The organism is Streptomyces longispororuber, assembly GCF_014656095.1.
GTDB classification, from domain to species: Bacteria; Actinomycetota; Actinomycetes; order Streptomycetales; family Streptomycetaceae; genus Streptomyces; species Streptomyces longispororuber.
The window spans coordinates 14,199-30,621 of the sequence record NZ_BNBT01000049.1 but is presented as its reverse complement, the minus strand read 5'-3'; the positions used below and the strand labels follow the sequence as shown (position 1 = coordinate 30,621).

Annotated in this window: 15 protein-coding genes; 2 read left to right on the top strand and 13 right to left on the bottom strand. The window is 72.7% G+C overall.

Annotated features, from left to right (window positions below):
- Positions 1-119: 119 nt before the first annotated feature.
- The 9 genes from IE330_RS17475 to IE330_RS17435 form a co-directional block, all read right to left on the bottom strand.
- Positions 120-1,001, bottom strand: a complete 882-nt coding sequence (locus IE330_RS17475; protein WP_190136958.1) for an alpha/beta fold hydrolase — start codon at positions 999-1,001, stop codon at positions 120-122.
- 92 nt (positions 1,002-1,093) lie between these two features.
- Positions 1,094-1,672 carry a TetR/AcrR family transcriptional regulator gene (locus IE330_RS17470; protein ID WP_190136957.1) on the bottom strand — a complete coding sequence of 193 codons (579 nt, stop codon included), beginning with the start codon at positions 1,670-1,672 and terminating at the stop codon, positions 1,094-1,096.
- Positions 1,673-1,845: 173 nt separating this feature from the next.
- On the bottom strand, positions 1,846-2,004 hold the full coding sequence (locus IE330_RS17465; RefSeq protein ID WP_190136956.1) for a hypothetical protein: 159 nt from the start codon (positions 2,002-2,004) through the stop codon (positions 1,846-1,848).
- A gap of 58 nt (positions 2,005-2,062) precedes the next feature.
- Positions 2,063-2,701: a rhodanese-like domain-containing protein gene (locus IE330_RS17460; protein ID WP_190136955.1), complete on the bottom strand. Its 639-nt coding sequence runs from the start codon at positions 2,699-2,701 to the stop codon at positions 2,063-2,065.
- A gap of 837 nt (positions 2,702-3,538) precedes the next feature.
- Entirely contained in the window at positions 3,539-4,375 is an 837-nt protein-coding gene (locus IE330_RS17455; RefSeq protein WP_229925716.1) for a hypothetical protein, read from the bottom strand.
- A gap of 40 nt (positions 4,376-4,415) precedes the next feature.
- Complete coding sequence (locus IE330_RS17450; RefSeq protein WP_190136953.1) at positions 4,416-4,979, bottom strand: papain-like cysteine protease family protein; 564 nt, start codon at positions 4,977-4,979, stop codon at positions 4,416-4,418.
- 597 nt (positions 4,980-5,576) lie between these two features.
- Complete coding sequence (locus tag IE330_RS17445; protein ID WP_373314670.1) at positions 5,577-6,377, bottom strand: aminoglycoside phosphotransferase family protein; 801 nt, start codon at positions 6,375-6,377, stop codon at positions 5,577-5,579.
- A 218-nt stretch (positions 6,378-6,595) separates the two neighbouring features.
- Positions 6,596-7,840 (bottom strand): TolB family protein, encoded by a 1,245-nt coding sequence (locus tag IE330_RS17440; protein ID WP_190136952.1) that lies wholly within the window; start codon positions 7,838-7,840, stop codon positions 6,596-6,598.
- A gap of 230 nt (positions 7,841-8,070) precedes the next feature.
- Entirely contained in the window at positions 8,071-8,280 is a 210-nt protein-coding gene (locus IE330_RS17435; protein ID WP_190136951.1) for a hypothetical protein, read from the bottom strand.
- Positions 8,281-8,615: 335 nt separating this feature from the next.
- Between IE330_RS17435 and bdeA the strand changes: the two genes are divergently transcribed.
- Together bdeA and IE330_RS17425 are read left to right on the top strand one after the other, a co-directional pair.
- Positions 8,616-9,503: a bis(hydroxyethyl) terephthalate hydrolase gene (gene bdeA, locus IE330_RS17430; RefSeq protein ID WP_190136982.1), complete on the top strand. Its 888-nt coding sequence runs from the start codon at positions 8,616-8,618 to the stop codon at positions 9,501-9,503.
- A gap of 357 nt (positions 9,504-9,860) precedes the next feature.
- Positions 9,861-12,437, top strand: a complete 2,577-nt coding sequence (locus tag IE330_RS17425; protein WP_229925714.1) for a helix-turn-helix domain-containing protein — start codon at positions 9,861-9,863, stop codon at positions 12,435-12,437.
- Between the two features lie 33 nt (positions 12,438-12,470).
- On the opposite strand, the gene IE330_RS17420 is transcribed toward IE330_RS17425, so the two are convergent.
- The 4 genes from IE330_RS17420 to IE330_RS17405 all read right to left on the bottom strand — a co-directional run bounded on the left by IE330_RS17420 (position 12,471) and on the right by IE330_RS17405 (position 15,815).
- Entirely contained in the window at positions 12,471-13,346 is an 876-nt protein-coding gene (locus tag IE330_RS17420) for a poly(ethylene terephthalate) hydrolase family protein (protein ID WP_190136950.1), read from the bottom strand.
- 122 nt (positions 13,347-13,468) lie between these two features.
- Positions 13,469-14,119 carry a CoA transferase subunit B gene (locus IE330_RS17415; RefSeq protein ID WP_190136949.1) on the bottom strand — a complete coding sequence of 217 codons (651 nt, stop codon included), beginning with the start codon at positions 14,117-14,119 and terminating at the stop codon, positions 13,469-13,471.
- The gene (locus IE330_RS17410; RefSeq protein ID WP_190136948.1) at positions 14,116-14,901 is read right to left on the bottom strand and encodes a CoA transferase subunit A; all 786 of its coding nucleotides are present in this window, start codon (positions 14,899-14,901) and stop codon (positions 14,116-14,118) included. Before IE330_RS17410 ends, IE330_RS17415 begins: the two co-directional genes overlap by 4 nt.
- Before the next feature lie 113 nt (positions 14,902-15,014).
- On the bottom strand, positions 15,015-15,815 hold the full coding sequence (locus IE330_RS17405; RefSeq protein ID WP_190136947.1) for an esterase/lipase family protein: 801 nt from the start codon (positions 15,813-15,815) through the stop codon (positions 15,015-15,017).
- Positions 15,816-16,423 lie beyond the last annotated feature (608 nt).

The following is a 16,423-nucleotide window of genomic DNA, read 5'->3' as shown; positions in this document are numbered from 1 at the left end:
GCGCCGCGGGGTCCTTGACGACGTCGCGTTCGGCATGGCAGGCGGTCCCGACTCTCGAAGTCCCTCAACCGCAGCAGGGCCCGTCCGCGTCGGACGGCCGGCATCGCAGTCGGGCCCGTCTACGAGTTCCCGGCCAGGAAGGGCAAAATCACGTCGGCCATCTCGTCGGGCACTTCCTCGGCGAGGTCGTGTCCGGCGTCGAAAACGTGCCCGGTGACGTCGTGGGCCATGAGCCGCATCTGTGACTCGTTGCGGTCGTCGATGAAGGCCGAACCACCGAGCGTCAGCACCGGGATGTCCAGCTTTTTCTGTGCGGCCTGCCGGTTCTGTTCGGCGTCGACGAGCATCGCCCGGTATATCGAGAGCATCGCGCGGATGCCGCCGGGCATGGAATAGCAGCGCACGTATTCGTCGACCGCGTCGGGGGTGGCGGTGTCGGGGTGGCTGCGCTCGGTCTTGATCATGTAGGTGATCAGTTCGCGCTCGTGCCCGGCGATCAGCATCTCGGGTACGTCCGGCTGGAAGTAGAAGCCCAGATGCCACAGGTGCATGCCGCTGCCGACGTTCTCGGGGGTGAGGGCGGTGTGGTCCTCGAAGCCGAGGCCGGGGAACAGGGCCTCGGCGAACACGAGGGCGGTGACGTGGTCGCGGTGGCGGGCGGCGAGCTGGTAACCGATCACGGCTCCCCAGTCCTCGCCGATCACGGCGTACCTCTCGTGTCCGAGGTGGGTCATCAGCTCGGCGATGTCGTCGCTCATCGTCGCGCAGTCGTAGCCGTCAGCAGGGCGGGCGGAGTCGCCGAGGCCGCGGAGGTCGGGTACGACGACGGTGTAATGGGGCGTCAGCTTCGGGACGAGGTGACGCCAGTGATAGCTGGTCTTGGGGACGCCGTGGAGCAGCACCGCGGCGGGGCCGGACCCGGCCGTCCGGTAGTGCAGACTCGTTCCGTTGACGGCGGCACGGCCGGTGCGCAGGGGCGTCGCGGTGTGGTCGTACATCATGACGTGGGTGCTTCCTGTCCGTGGGGCCATTTTCTTGATCGGGCGTTACGGATCCGAGGTAGGGGAAATGCCTGGCCGGGACCGCTGACCCCTCAGTCGAGAGCGGTCAGCGCGACGTCCACGAGGGGTTCGAGCGTGGAGGCGTCTGGCGTGATCTTCGAGGAGACCAGTAGCCCGTTGAGGAAGGTGACCAGGAACGCGGCGAGTGTGTGCGGGGCGTGCCGTGTCGTGATCTCGCCTCGCTCCATGGCGGCCTGCAGCACCTCGGTCAACGCCTCGCGGCTCGCGTCCTGCATGTCGCGCACGGTGCGGCGGGTCGCCGCGTCTTGAGGCAGCCGCTCGCAGACGGCGTTGACGGCCAGGCAGCCTTGGCCGCCGTGTCCGACGGCGATGCGGATGCGCTCCGTGAGCAGCGTACGGATCGCCGCGCGGGCGTCCGTCCCCTCCTCCAGGTCGCGCAGGGCGGCCGTGGCGAGGGTGGTGCGGTAGTGCTCCAGCGCGGCCCTGTACAGACCGTCCTTGTCGCCGAACGCCGCGTACAAGGAGCCCTGTCCGATCCCCAGGTGCTGGGTCAGATCGCGCACCGAGGTCGCCTCGTAGCCGCGCGTCCAGAACAGTTCCATCGCGCGGCTGACTGCCGCTTCGGTGTCGAACTCCCGGGTTCTCGCCATGGTTTCACCGTACCTCTATCTGGATCGTACGATCAAGAAAGGGTGAACGGTGGACTGGCGATACATGGAGACGCTGGCCGGCCCCGCCCAGAGCAGCGGTGGCCCTCAACGCACCGTGCCGCTAGCTGGTCCGCACCCGCGCGCCACCCGCGCCGGACATCCGGTGCGGGTGTCTACACGCGCGGGCGGCGCTCGTGGCCGTGCAGCGTGCAGGACTTGCGGCGCGCGCACCAGCGGGCGGCCGCGCGGAAGGTCCCTTCCTGCGCCCGGGCGGTGCCTGCGAGGAAGGCCGGTGCCTTGCGGCTGTGGTCCACGACGCTGTCCAGGACCATCGCGCGGCCGCTGGGGATGGCGCTCGGCGTACATGGACCAGGGCGGTCTCGAACTGCCCTATTGGCCGGGCAGGACGACCGGCAGCCCCGCCGCTTCCCACGCATCGAGGCCACCCGCCACGCTGTAGACGGAGGATCGGCCTGCTCGGATCGCCTGCACGCCGCCTTGGATGCTGCGGTCGCCTGTGCGGCAGACGAAGGCCAGTGGGCCGTCAGGGAGATGCGACAGCGACGCCGGCAATGTGCTGAGGGCGGCGTGGACGGCACCGGCCGGGTGACGAGCTGCCCATTCGTCGTCTTCGCGGACGTCGACCAAAGTGAGTTCTCCGTCCTCGGCGCGGCGATGCGCCTCGGCAGGAGGCAACTCGGCGGGCGTGCGGCCGTCGTCCGCACTCGAGCCCCGTGCGGGCAGGACCGTCCGGATCGCCTCGTAGTTCGAGGCATGGACGACGGCTATCTGCTGTCCCATCATCGGGCAAACCTTCATCGCATCTTCCCAATGACCGGTGGACTCCCATTCCGCCACGTTGACGAGAGGGAATCTGCTCCCCGGAACGATGGTGCGGAACATGTACGTCCGAAGGAAACCGGGCTGGGCCGCCATCACCTCCGCGGCATCCTGCCATGCGGCGAGATAAGAGGCCTCCTTCTCCTCGTCGATCTCGATCGGAATGATCACGACGTGGCGATTTTCCATCTGCTGCTCCTCACGGATTCGACTACCGACATGCCGCTCCGGGCCGGAGGTATTCCCGACGAACGCGGGAACGCGACCGAGGCCTCGGGGATACCGGCTTTCGGCGGTGGACCAGAACCGACTGAACGCAACGTGCACACACGGGCCCTCAGGCAGCGAATCTTCTTGCTGAACCGGCAAGATGGTCGGTGTGGTGCGATTGCCGTCGGGATCGATCGGGCCACGTCCGCGATGGTATGCCGGGTCATTCTTGCCAGGACAGCATGAACCTTTGCGACGTCCGTGCTGTCGTCGCACGCTGACGGCATGAGCGAGTTCTCGTTGCTACGCGATGGTGAACATGCCTGGGACGTCGTGGTGGTCGGGGGCGGGAGGACCGCCGACCTGCCCGGGGCGTTGAATCCAGCCAGGTGCGCCGCCGGTCGACCGTCGTCCTGGAGTGGCTGTGGACGCCGTACGACGATGTCCTTCAGGCAGAGCACCCGCCACGCGCAGAGGGTGCGGCAACGCCCGGAGACGGTCCCGGCCCTGGCCTTCCACCGGCGCGCCGCCCAATACCCGGGCACCCGGTACCGGATGCCCTGCCAGGCGCAGGCGCAGGGGTGTGGCGGCGGCCGCTCTGGTCCGGCGGGACGCACCGTGGCACGGCATCGTCCACGCCACCCCGCCAGGCCCGCTCCGATGGCGGGTGCGCCGCGGCAGTGTGCGGCTGCGCGGTACGGGAGCTGCCCGGAAGCGGCGCCGCCGTCTTGGCTGTGGGTGCCCCCGCCTGGAACGGGTTTCGCCCCGGGGCCCGGCGTAGGGCCGGGACCCGGGGCGAGGGGGGCGCCGGTGCGGTCAGTGTGATGTGGCGCGCCTGCGGCGGATGAGGAGGGTGCCGCCGGCGAGGGCGAGCGCGGCGCCCGATCCGCCGATGATCAGTGGAGTCGTGGACGTGGACCGCCCGGCCTGCTGCTCGGGCCCGGAGCCGCTGGAGAAGCCCTTGGTGTCGAACTCCGAGCCGGGCAGCCTGTCCGCGGTGCGGGCCTTGACCAGGTTCTGGTATTCGCTGAGCGACACCGACGGCCGCCCGTCGAGGCCCTGCCGGGCGGCGTCGTTGAGCGGTTCGACGGTGGTGAGTTTCAGCCGGTACCAGCCGCGGATCTGTGGCTCGGTGAACACCAGCGTCCCCACGGTGGCCTTGCTCGCCTGGGCGGCGTCCTCGTCGCCCTCGCGCACGGCGGCCAGGTGCCAGCCGCCGCCTTGGGTGGGCGCGAGCATCACGGTGGCGTTGCGCCCGTTGACGGGGGCGTTCAGCGCGGCCACCAGGAGGGTGAGCTTGACCGCCTTGGTGGCGATCGGCCGGGCCGTGCCCGCGGCGAAGCCCGGTGTGACCTCGTTCAGCGCCACGGGGTCCTTGACGGTGAAGGCCGGCAGGCCCTCGCAGGGGTCGGCCTTGTCGGGGATCGGCTGCGACGAGGGGGTGCCGCCGTTGTTGCCCGTGGGGACCGGGACGCTGAGGAACCGGCAGACGGCGTTGCGCACCGTGGTCGACTTCACCGCGTCGAGTGCGGCCTGGTAGTCCGGGATGTCCGCCGGGAGCGGGTCCTTGGCGGCGGCCGGGCCGGTGACGGTCAGGAGTGCGGACGCGCTCAGTGCGAGGGCGATGGAGAGGCGGCGTCCACGAGAAGCCAACCGCCGGCTGGACGTTCTTGTTGCGCGCATGTCGCCTGCCTCAGTTGGAGATGCCGATCCGGGCGTGGGTCCACTTGTGGGAGCTGTTGCTCACGTAGTCGCTGTAGTTCCACCACGTGTACGTCGTGGTGTCCGGCCACGGGTCGGCGACGCCGATGGTGGTGTTCGACGTGTCGAAGCCGTAGACGACGTTCATGTGGCCGCCGCCGGACGTCCAGCCGATGCGGGCCCCCAGCGGGCGCCCGGCCTTGACCTCGGAGGTGACCTGGCTGAACGTGGCGGCGCTGGCGAGGCCCGAGCCCGTGCGGGTCATGCCGAGGCTGCCCCAGGCCCTGGCCATGTCCTCCAGGGTGGCGGGCTGGTTGTTGCAGCCGTAGTAGGGCTGGGCGCGGTTGCAGAAGTCCGTCTGCGTGCTGCCGTGGCCGTGGAACTTGGCGATCGTCAGCCCGGAGGCGACCCAGCACCACTGGGTCTTCTCCTGCTTGTACATGCCGATGTTGTTGTAGCCCGCCTCGGCGTGAGCCGTGCCCGCGGCGGCCACGAGCACCCCCGTTGCCGCCAGTGCCATGGCGGATGCGGCGGTCGCGAACCTGAGTCTGCCCATATTCCTGCCTTCCCGTGCTGGGTGCGACGAGTACGGGGCGATTGGGGCTCCCGACGGGCACCGGACCGCCTTCTCCCGGCAGAGGCCCGGTGCCCGCGAGGCCAGTGGCATGACAGCACGGCTTGCCGGTGTCATACGAAACGCGGGCGAACCGTAGCCCAAGGGAGTGCTTATCCCTATAAGCATTCAGCGAAGGAGTTTTCGCGCGATGCAACGCGGTGACGCGTGTCCGCAAAGGACCGCGGTCCCATGGGCCCGGGACCCTTTGCGGCGTTTTGCCGCACCCTGTACGCCCTGACCGATGGCATGATCACATCATCGCTACGGGGAGTAGGGCGACGGGCTGACGGGGAGGGCAGTGGCCGCCCGGGTCGCGACAGGGAAGAGGAGGCCTGAAGGACGGACGTTCGCCGTTCGAACGACCGATGTCCCGCTGTCCTCCGAGGCCAGCCTCGGGCAGAGCCGAGGCGGCTCACGGACGTCAGAGCAACGGGAAGCTGGCGACCGGTACGCGTCCCGTGGGGAAGCCGTGCAGCCGTCACCCCACCAACGAGCGCCGTGCAAGCAGGACACGACCGGCGTCAGCCCCGCAGCCGGTCAGTTGCGCAGGGCAGCCGTGAACGTCCTGCGGTGGTCCACCAGCCAGGTCTGCACGCGGTCCCAGCGTTCCCATCCACCCCGCTCGGCCCACGCCTGGAGCTGGACGGGGTCTTCCTCGGCCACGCGGCGGGCGACGAAGGCCCGGCAGACCTCCGTGGCCTGCTCGATGACGCCGGGCAACTCGGCGCGGCCCTCCGCCGAGAGGCCGTAGCCGTCGGCCAGGATCCGCAGCCGCGCGGCCGCGTCCAGTCCCGGGGGGTGGAGAGCGGCCGCCGACTCGGGGTCAAGCATGGGCACCCAGTAACGGGCGGTCATGGCGATGTCCCAGAGAGCGCGGCCCGGAGCCGCCAAGTCGAAATCGATCAGGGCCACGGCGCGACCCTCGCGGAAGACGACGTTCTCCGGGCACACATCGTTGTGGCACACCATCCCTCCCCCCTCCGGGTCGGCGAGGTCGGAAGGCCACTCGGCGCGGGGGTCCACCGCGACGGCCGCGCTGGTGTCATGCAGACGCCGCAGCAGGCTCCCTACCGATGTGAGGGCGGAACTCCTCATCGCCCAGTCCGGGAACGGCGGCAGAGCCACGTCACCACGGATGAACGTCAACTGCTCACGGCCATCCCCGGTGAGACCGACAGGGGTCGGCGCCGCGTCGAAGCCGTGCTCCTTCAGCGCATGCAAATGGGCATGCAGGGCGCGCGCGTTGCGCGGTGCCGGTCGCTCCACCAACTCCCCCCGGCGGAAGACCGCCCCCGCGTTCGCCATCCCGCCGCCCAGCGCCTCGCCTTCAGCCGTCACGGGGATCACGCTATCGCCGGCTCGCCCTGCGTGCGGCCGCCGCCCACGCGGGACTGCGCGCCACCGGGCCGGGGGCCGCGTCGCCCGAGCTGGGCGGCTTCGACGTGAAGGGGATGCTCCGGCACTGCCGGACGTGACTGCGGCCTGCGGGCGGTGTCCGGTACGCACCGGGGCGGAACGTGCTGAGACGTACGCCCCGGCGCGGTCGCGGCGACGTCCTACCGCCGCAGCAGGAACACGTCCGATGCCTGGTTCGTGTCACCGGGCACCAGATCGCTCCTGGAGGAGGTGAACACGAGTCGGCGGGTGTCGGCGTCGGAAGTGAAGTTGTCGAGCACCGCCAGCCCCCTCAGCACCGTGTGCACCTTCCCCGTGCGCAGGTTCCGCACACTGACGTCCGAGCCGTCATGGAAGAGGAGGTGCCGGCCATCGGCGCTGAATCTGCCGCCGGTCGCGGCTTCGCCTAAGGCCGTTGCCTCCTGCCGCCAGGTCCGCTTCTGCCGCCAGTCGCGGACGAACACGTCCGTCTCGTCGTTCGTGTCGTCGGGGACGAGGTTGTCCGCCCACGTCTGGAAGACGACGCTGTTGCCGTCGGGGCTGATGTCGGTGACGTTCGAAGCGTTCGCCGAGTGTCCGTGGTGCGGGACGTCGACCTTCTCGGTCCGCCCGGTCGTGCGGTCGGTGACGTAGAGGTCGCGGAACGGCGGTCCGCTGTGGCCCCCGGAGTGCAGCTCATAGGCCACTACGCCGCCGTCCGCGCTGATGACTGGGCTATCGGCCTGCCGGTAGTCCGGCGGGTAGATGCTCACCCGCTGTGTGACCCCCTCCTTGAGGTCGCGTACGTAGACGCGCGTCGTACCGGCTCCGTACTCCGGCCACCACGGCCTGTGGTCGGCCAGGAACGCCACATGGCGGCCGTCGGCGCTGATGGACGGCTTCCGCCCGACGACCCGGTAGTCCTCGGGCACACCGACGTTCACCTTCTCGGTACGACCGCTGCGCAGGTCGCGGACGTAGACCTCGCCGACCTCTCCCTTGACGCCCTGGCCCCCGTCGACCTGACTGACGGCGGCGAAGGCCAGCCGGCTGCCGTCCGCGCTGAGTGACGACTCGCCCGTCCACGAGCCCTTCGGCGCCCCCGCGTCCCGGGCGTGCACCTGGGTCAGCTTCCCGTTCCGCAGGTCCTTGACGTACAACTCGGGCTTCTTCTCGTGGGAGAGAGGGCCGAAGTTCTTCGCCGTGGAGGAGAAGACGACCACGCTGCCGTCGGCGCTGAGGTCGGCCTGGGTGGAAGCACCCTGCCCCTGCTTCCCGTCGGCAGTGACGCTCACCCGCTCGATCCGCGGCTTCGGCCCGGGCTCGGCCGGCGCCGCGAAGGACGCGCCGGTGAGTGCCGCCACCGCCGTCACCGCCACCGCGGACACCGCCGTGCCCCGGGCCCCCGCTCGTCTTCGTAAGTGCATGTTCCCTCCAGACGACGCAAGCCCCAACCCCGTGCCAGGGCCTCACCGGGAGACAACCGCAGCGGCCGTGACGGGTGCAATCAGTCGTTCTCCGTACACCCGAGCCACCCGTGCGACGCGCCCAGGATGCGCTCACCGAGCACACGAGAAAGGGGATAGCCACGAGCCGTAGTCCAGGCGCGTCGTCCAGGCGCACGCCTGCCTCACCGTCCTGTTCAGTGCGGCCGTGTTCAGGGGCAGCGCCGGTGCTCGGCGACCTCCAGGGCGAGCGCGGCTTGGACAGCGCATACGCCCGCCAGCCCGTGCACCCGCCCCGCCGCCTCCTCCTCGGCGGTGACCCCGCCCAGGCCGCCTGATCCGAGGGCGAGCAGCGCCTCACCACCGTCTGCAAGCCCGCGGGCCGGATCGCGGCAGGCACGGGCGAGCCTCAGGTACGACACCGGCGAACCATAGTCCTGCTGACGAGGTCAGCTCCGCGCCGTCGCGAGACCGGTGATTTCGCCGATGCGTGGAGGCGGGCGCGCCCCGACAGTGAGGGACGTCGTTCATCACGGGCGGAGCCACCGACGCCTCTCCCCGGCACGTCGTTGTCGTGGCCGGGGTGACGGGGCCGGTTCCGCCCCACCGCCTCCCGGGAGGAGACTCCGTGCGCCCCCACGCGGACCGAGAAGATCGCCCCACCCGCACCGCCCACCCCACCCGCACCGCCCCGACTGCCGACGCCGTCCGGCACAACGGTCGTAGCCGTCCCCGGCCCTGGCGCCGCGCCCGTACGGTGACGGCGGCAGCGGCCGCCGTGCTCAGCGTCTGTGGCCTGCTCACCGCCGGAACCTCCGGCGCGGGCGCCGCGACACGGCCCGCGGCGGCGCACGCCGCCGACAACCCGTACGAGCGCGGCCCCGACCCCACCGAAGCGAGCATCGAGGCACCGCGGGGCCCCTACGCGGTCGCCGAGAAGTCGGTGTCGGCCCTGGAGGCGACGGGCTTCGGCGGCGGCACGATCCACTACCCGACGAGCACCGCGGAAGGCACCTTCGGCGCGGTCGCGATAGCCCCCGGCTACACCGCGCTCCAGTCGAGCGTCGCCTGGCTCGGACCGCGCCTGGCGTCGCAGGGCTTCGTGGTCATCACCATCGACACCCACACCACCGTCGACCAGCCCGCGAGCCGGGGCGACCAACTCCTCGCCGCCCTGGACCACCTGACCCGGCGCGACTCCGTGCGGAGCCGCGTCGACAGCGGCCGGCTGGGCGTCATGGGCCACTCCATGGGCGGTGGCGGCAGCCTCGAAGCCGCGAAGGACCGCCCGTCACTCCAGGCGGCGATCCCGCTCACCGGCTGGAACCTCGACAAGACGTGGTCCGAGGTGCGCGTGCCCACCATGCTCATCGGGGCCGACGGCGACACCATCGCGCCGGTGGCGACCCACTCGCAGCCCTTCTACGAGAGCCTGCCGTCCACGCTGGACAGGGCCTACCTGGAGCTGAACGACGCCGGCCACTTCACGCCCAACGCCCCCGACACCACCATCGCGAAGTACAGCGTCTCGTGGCTGAAGCGGTTCATCGACAACGACACCAGGTACGAGCAGTTCCTCTGCCCGCTGCCACGTCCGAGCCGGACCATCGACGAGTACCGTGGCAACTGCCCGCACACCTCGTAACCGTACGTCCACGACACCGGTGGCGGCCGCCCTCCGCGGCCGCCACGGGTTGCGGAACGAGGGGTTCCCACCCTGTTCACGCGGCAGTAGCGTGACAGCCGTGACCGAACCGGCCTCCGTGGGACTCCCGCCACGGCTGCACGGGCGGGAGACGGAACTCGCGGCCGTCGTCCGCCTGGTGGACCGGGTGCGGGCCGGGCGCGGCGGCGCGCTCGTGCTGGCGGGGCGGCCGGGCCTCGGGCGCACCGCGCTGCTGGATCGGGCGGCCCATGCCTTCCGCGCTCCCTCCGCCGCCCGTTCCGGCACCGGCAGCGGGGCGACGGTCCTGTCGCCCGCGCCGCCGCCCCGGAGGCGTCCTTGCCGTACAGCGGGCTGCACGCCCTGCTCTGCTGCGCCGCCGCGGAGCCGCCCACCGACGTGCTGCGCTCCGGCCTGCCGCCCGCCGCCCTCCTCGGCCTGCTGCGCACGCTGGCGCGGCGGGGGCCGCTGCTGGCATGCGTCGACGACGTACACCTGTGGGACCCGTGGTCGCGCGCCGCCCTCGGCTTCGCCGCCCGCCGCCTCGACGCCCCGTGCCCGGTGGGTCTCGTGCTCACGGTCGCCGCCCACCGCGCTGACGACCCCGCCCTCGGCGGCCTGCCGCTGCTGTGGACGGCACCCCTCACGGACCAGGCCGCCGCCGCGCTGCTCGACGACCTGGCCCCCACCGGCGTCGATGCCGTCGTACGCGCCGAACTGCTCGCCGAGGCCGAGGGCAGTCCCCGGCTCCTGCACGACCTCGTCGCCGCGCTCTGCCCCGACCAGTTGGAGGGCCGGGCGCCGCTGCCGTACCCGCTGGTCCCCGCGGAGGTCCTCCGCCGGGCACACGCGGCGTACGTACGGGCCCTGCCGGACGGCGTGCGCGCGCTGCTGCTGCTCGTCGCGGCGGCCGGGGAGACCGAGCCGCGCGGCGACGTACCGGTGGAGGTCCTGCTGCGCGCGGCCGCCGCCGGAGCGGACACGGACCCCGCCGACCTCCCGGCCGCCGAGGCCTCCGGGGTCCTCTCGGGCACCGGCGACCGCGTCCGCTTCGTCTCCGCGCTGCTGCGCCGCTGCGTGTACGCGGGCGCGCCACCGGCCCGCCGCCGGGCCGCTCACGCGGCCCTGGCCGACGTCCTCGACGGTGCGGCACACCGGCTCCTGCGCTCACTGCACCGCGCCCGCGCGACCGAAGGCACCGACCCCGCCCTCGCCGACGCGCTGGCCGCCGAGGCGGCACAGCCCGACCACGGCCACCGCCGGCGCAGCGCGGCCTTCGCCCGCTCCGCCGAACTCACCGCCGACCGCACCACACGGGCGGCACGCCTCACCGCCGCGGCCGACCAGGCGCGGCTGGCCGGGGACACCCGCGCGGCCCGCGCCCTGGTCGCCCGGGCCCGCCGACTGCCCGCGGCGGACGAAGTACGGGGCCGGGCCGAGCTGGTGCACGGCACACTGGCGCTGCGAGACGGGCCGGGCGCCGACGCCCGCCTGATCCTGCGCACCGCCGCGCGCCTGCTGGCTCCCCACGACCCGGCCGCGGCAGCCGAGGCACGCCTGGGCGCCGCCGAGGCGGCCTGGGCCACGGGCGACGCCGCCGCCTACCGCGACGCCCTCACCCCCGACCCCGACCCCGGTCCGCTCGGCGACTACCGCACCGGGATGCGCGCCTTCCTGGCGGGCCGCTGGAGCCGAGGACGGGCCGCGCTGCGCCGGTGCATCGGCCAGGCGGACGGCGTCACCGACCCCGCGCTGCTGCTGCGTACGGGAGCGGCCGCCCTGGTCGTCGGCGACGTCGCGGCCGCGAACACCGCCAACACCCGCGCCCTGGCCGCCGCCCACGCCCGCGGCACGACCCTGCTCGTGCCGCAGGCCCTGGAACACCTCGCCTACAGCGAACTGCGCGCGGGGCACCACGCCAGGGCCAGCGCCCACGCGTACCAGGGGCTGTCGGCCGCGCACCGGACCGGGCAGCGCAACACCGCGGCCCATCTGCACGCTGTCCTGGCCCTCGCCGCCTCCGTCTCGGGCGACACCGACGCGTGTGCCGAACACGCCGCCACGGCGCTCGCGCACGCGGCCGCGCACGGGCTCGCGCAGGCCGCGGCCCTGGCGTCCTGGGCCCTCGCCCGCACGGACCTCGCGCTCGGGCGGGTGCACGAGGCGGCGGCCCGGCTGGACCCGCTGGTGCACCCCGGCCCCCGGCAGGGCCACTTCGCGGTACGGATGCTGGCCGTGCCCTGCTACATCGAGGCCGTCGCGCGCACCGGCGAACCGGCCCGGGGGCGCGCGGCCCTGTCCCGGTTCACCGTCTGGACCGCCGCCACCGCCGACCCGCAGGCCCCCGCCCAGCTCGCCCGCTGCCGCGCCCTCCTCGCCCGCCCCGAAGAGGCCGGCGACCTCTACGCCCTGGCCCTGGCCCACCACGACCGTGCCGACGGCGACTTCGAACGGGCCCGCACCGACCTTCTGTACGGCACCTGGCTGCGTCGGCACCGCCATCCTCGCGAGGCCAGAACCCATCTGCGCAACGCGCTCGTCGGCTTCGAGAGCCGCGGCGCGCGTGCCTGGGCCGAGCAGGCGGGCGCGGAGCTGCGCGCCGCGGGCGACACCGCGGGAGCGGCAGCCCCTGGATCCGCTGCCGCCCTCGCCGGTCTGACGGCACAGCAGCAGCGCATCGCCCACCGCGTCGCCGCGGGCGCCACCAACCGCGAAGTGGCCGAGCAGTTGTCCGTGAGCCCGCGGACCGTCGACCACCACCTGCGCAACGTCTTCGCGGCCCTGGGCATACGCTCCCGCGTCGACCTGGCCCGGCTGGTGAACGGGGCCGGGGACTCGGAGAAACCCCGTCGTACGGTTCGTGACGACCCCGACCTCCCGGCCCGGCACGGGAACAGCCGGGGGCCGTGCCGCTGACCGTCGGGGCGGCGCTCACCCGGGCAGGGGCGGTCAGGTTCCCGGGACGGCCTGGGCGCGGGGGTTGCGCTCGAAGGCCGACCACGACGGGGACGAGCAGTAGGCGCAATGGGGCCCGAAGTACAGGCCGCGGGCCTGTTCGTCGCGCAGGAGGTGGAAGCGGAACCACGCGGTGACGGGGCCGTGCAGGCCGGGGATGCCGTAGTGGTCGGCGCCGCGTTGCTCGGCGTAGAGGGCGGGCACCTGCGTGGCCTGCTGGTAGGTCCTGCGGACCGTCGAGGGGGGCACGACGGTGTCGTTCTGCCCGGCGTAGAACACCGCCGGGCCCCGCACCCGGCTGCCGCTGCTGAACGCGAGGGGGTAGATCGGCGCGATGGTGTCCACCCGGGGGTCGGCCCCGGCGTCGACGGCCGCTCCGCCGCCGAAGGAATGGCCGGTGGCGCCCACGTTGGCCAAGTCCACCTTGCCCTGGTAGGGGCTGCCCGCCCGGCCGTTCTCGGTGGTCAGGTAGTCCAGGCCGCGCAGCATGGGCCCGCCGGTGCCCGCGTTGCCCTCCGCCGCGGCGACGACGAAGCCGTGCGACGCCAGGTGGTTCAGCAGCGGCGCGTACCGGTCGAGGCCGGAGCGGGCCCCGTTGTTCCACAGCACGACGGGGTGCGTGGCGCAGCCCAGCGTGCCCAGCTCGGTCGGCCGGAAGACGGTCGTGCCGCGGCCGTTGGACGCGGAGCTGACGGCGAACGGCCCCGGGGCGGCCCACTGGCCGTTGACCGACGGGCAGGCCGAGGCCGTCGCCCCGGCCGCGGTCGTGCCCGTGACACCGCTCGCCGCCAGCAGGGCCACGGCTGCGAGCACGGTGCCGACGGCGCGGCGCGGGCGACGGTGCCTCAGGGCGCGGGGTGGGAAGGTCATGTCTCTCCTCAGTTCGCGGGGGCGCTGCCCGTGCGGGGGTACGGCGCGTGTGGGGGCGGTGCTGACCGCGCCGGGCTACGGCGCAGGCGCGGGTGACCGGTGGGTCGACCGGCCGGGCTGCGTCAGCAGGCAGCCGACATGTGATCGAGAAGTACGGGTGCGGCCGTGCTGGTGAGGACGTCCTCAACGGTCGTGCCCGGGGCGGTCTCCACCAGGGCCAGGCCGTCGGGGGTCACGTCGAGGACGCCGAGGTCGGTGATGACGCGGTGGACGCACCGCTCGCCGGTGAGGGGCAGCGCGCACTCCTGAAGGATCTTGGGGCTGCCGTCCTTGGCGGTGTGGTCCATGAGGACGATGACGCGGCGGGCGCCGTGGACCAGGTCCATCGCGCCTCCCATGCCCTTGACCACCTTGCCGGGGATCACCCAGTTGGCGAGGTCGCCCCGCGCGGAGACCTGCATGGCACCGAGGACCGCGGTGTCGATGTGACCGCCGCGGATCATGCCGAAGGACAGGGCCGAGTCGAAGAAGGCCGCCCCGGGCACGACGGTGACGGTCTCCTTGCCTGCGTTGATCAGGTCGGGGTCGACCTGGTCCTCGTACGGGCGGGGGCCGGTGCCCAGGATGCCGTTCTCGGAGTGCAGGACGATGTGCACGCCGGGCGGGAGGTGGCCGGGGACGCGGGTGGGCAGGCCGATGCCGAGGTTGACGTAGGAGCCGTCGGTGAGTTCGGCGGCGGCCCGGGCGGCCATCTGTTCGCGGGTCCAGGTCATCGGGCACGCACCGTCCTCTTCTCGACCGGCTTGTCGGCCGCCTGGGCCGGGGTGAGCTCGACGACGCGTTGGACGAAGATCCCCGGTACGTGGATGTGGTCGGGGTCCAGCGCGCCGGGTTCGACCAGGTGCTCGACCTCGGCGATGGTGGTCCGGCCGGCCATGGCCGCGAGCGGGTTGAAGTTGGCGGCGGCCCGGCGGAAGACGAGGTTGCCGTGCCGGTCGCCGCGCCAGGCCCGCACCAGCGCGTAGTCGGTGGTGATGGCGTGCTCCAGGACGTACGCGCGTCCGGCGAAGACCCGGGTCTCCTTGGCCGGGGAGGCGAGGGCGACCGTGCCTCCCTCGGTCCCCGGCCGGGAGGTGCCCCCAGGGGCGTGGCGCCAGGGCAGTCCGCCGGCGGCGACCTGGGTGCCGACCCCGGCCGGGGTGTAGAAGGCGGGGACACCCGTGCCGCCGGCCCGCAGCCGTTCGGCGAGCGTGCCCTGGGGCACCAGTTCCACCTCCAACTCCCCGCTCAGGTACTGGCGGGCGAACTCCTTGTTCTCACCGACGTAGGAGCCGGTGACGCGGGATATGCGGCCCGAGTCCAGCAGGATCCCCAGGCCGCGCCCGTCCACGCCGCAGTTGTTGGACACGACTTCGAGGTCGGTGGCGCCCTGCTCGTGGAGCGCCCGGATGAGTGTCTCCGGTACGCCGCTGAGGCCGAACCCGCCGACGGCCAGCGTCGCTCCGGCGGGGATGTCGGCCACTGCTCGCGAGGCCGAAGGCATGGTCTTGTTCATGGAGGAGACGGGGCCTTTCGTTCGGGACGGGGCGCAGCCGGTGGTGCGCCGGGCGCCGCCGGGCGCGGCGCCCGGCACGGCCGGTGCGCGTTCCCCTGTACCGGGGCGGTGTGTCAGTCGTTCTCGTGCGCGGTGATGAAGGAGCGCATCTTGGCCAGCGCCGCGGCATTCGACACGATCATGAGGTGGTTGGGTGCCGCCGCCCCGCTCATCAGGTAGTTCTCGTCGGCTCCGGCGAGGGCCGCGGTGTCGGTCGGTGTGGCGTTGCGGTCCGCGGTCGACCGGATCGTGAGGTAGTCGACCCTGTCGTTGGAGGGGACCTCCGAGGGGCTGTTCAACGCCCTCAGGAACGGGGTGGTGGGGGAGGCGAACTGCTGGCACGACACGTACCACTGGCAGCCGTTGTTGGCGGTGCCGTGCTGGGGTCCGGCGATCCCGATGTACTGCGAGACCTTGTCGGCGCCGTCGAGGTTCTTGATGTAGTACCGGGCGGCCAGGGTGGAGGCGGACCACGTGGCGAGGACGACCTTGTCGGCCCCGGTCCGGTCGCGGACCTGGTCGACCTTGGCCGAGAGCTCCCGTGCGGCCTTGGCCAGGTCCTGCGTCATCGAGCTGCTGTCGGTCCAGGTGAAGAGGCGGTCCGCGGGCCAGCCGTTGGTCTGCAGGTCGGACTTCATGGCGTTCATGGTGGCCGGGGAGCCGGTCATGCCGGGGATCATGATCACGGGGTCGTGTCCGGCAGCGGCGGCGTCGGACCGGGGCGCCGCGCCGGACGCCTGGGCGGCCAGACCCAGCAGGCCCGTGGTCAGCAGGGTGGCGAGCGAGGCACGGAGCAGCCGCCGCGCACGGGCGGGCCGCCGGTCGCCGGAGTGGGGAGAGGCCGTCCCGCCGGACCTGGTGGACGCATACAGCATGGAGATGCTCCTTACCGTCGGACGCCCACCGAGCGCTGATGTGCGGCTCGCGCTCGGGGACGCCGACAGGGGTGGGGGGTGGTGTGACACGGAGCACGCTAGAACCGCTGATCGCGGTGGACAGATGGGTGCGGCACACGTCCTTCGCCTCCCGCGGTGTCCACTCCAGCCATTACGTCCCGGCCACGACCGGCCGGGATACGTCGTTCCGGCCACGACCGGCCGGGATACGTCGTTCCGGCCACGACCGGCCGGGATACGTCGTCCCGGCCCCACCGGACGGGTTGCGTCGCGGGAGCGTGAGCGGGCCCGCGGGCTCACGTGCCCGGCCGTGAGTTCACGTGCCTGGCCCGCGGGTTCAGGCACCGGGCCCGCGAAATCACGTATCCGATGCGCGTTTTCTGGTGCCGAACCCGTGAAATCGCGTGCCTGGCCCGCGTGTTCAGGTGCCCGGCCCGCGCATGCACGCGCCTGGCCGCAGGGTCACGCTCCTGCGACGCTTCGCGCCGGTCGTGTCGTGTGTCCGGCTCGCGGGCGCCGTATGGGCATCGTGCACACGTCCGGCGCGCCGCGTATGTGCGCTGCTCCTCTCGCAGCGCCCGGTGCGG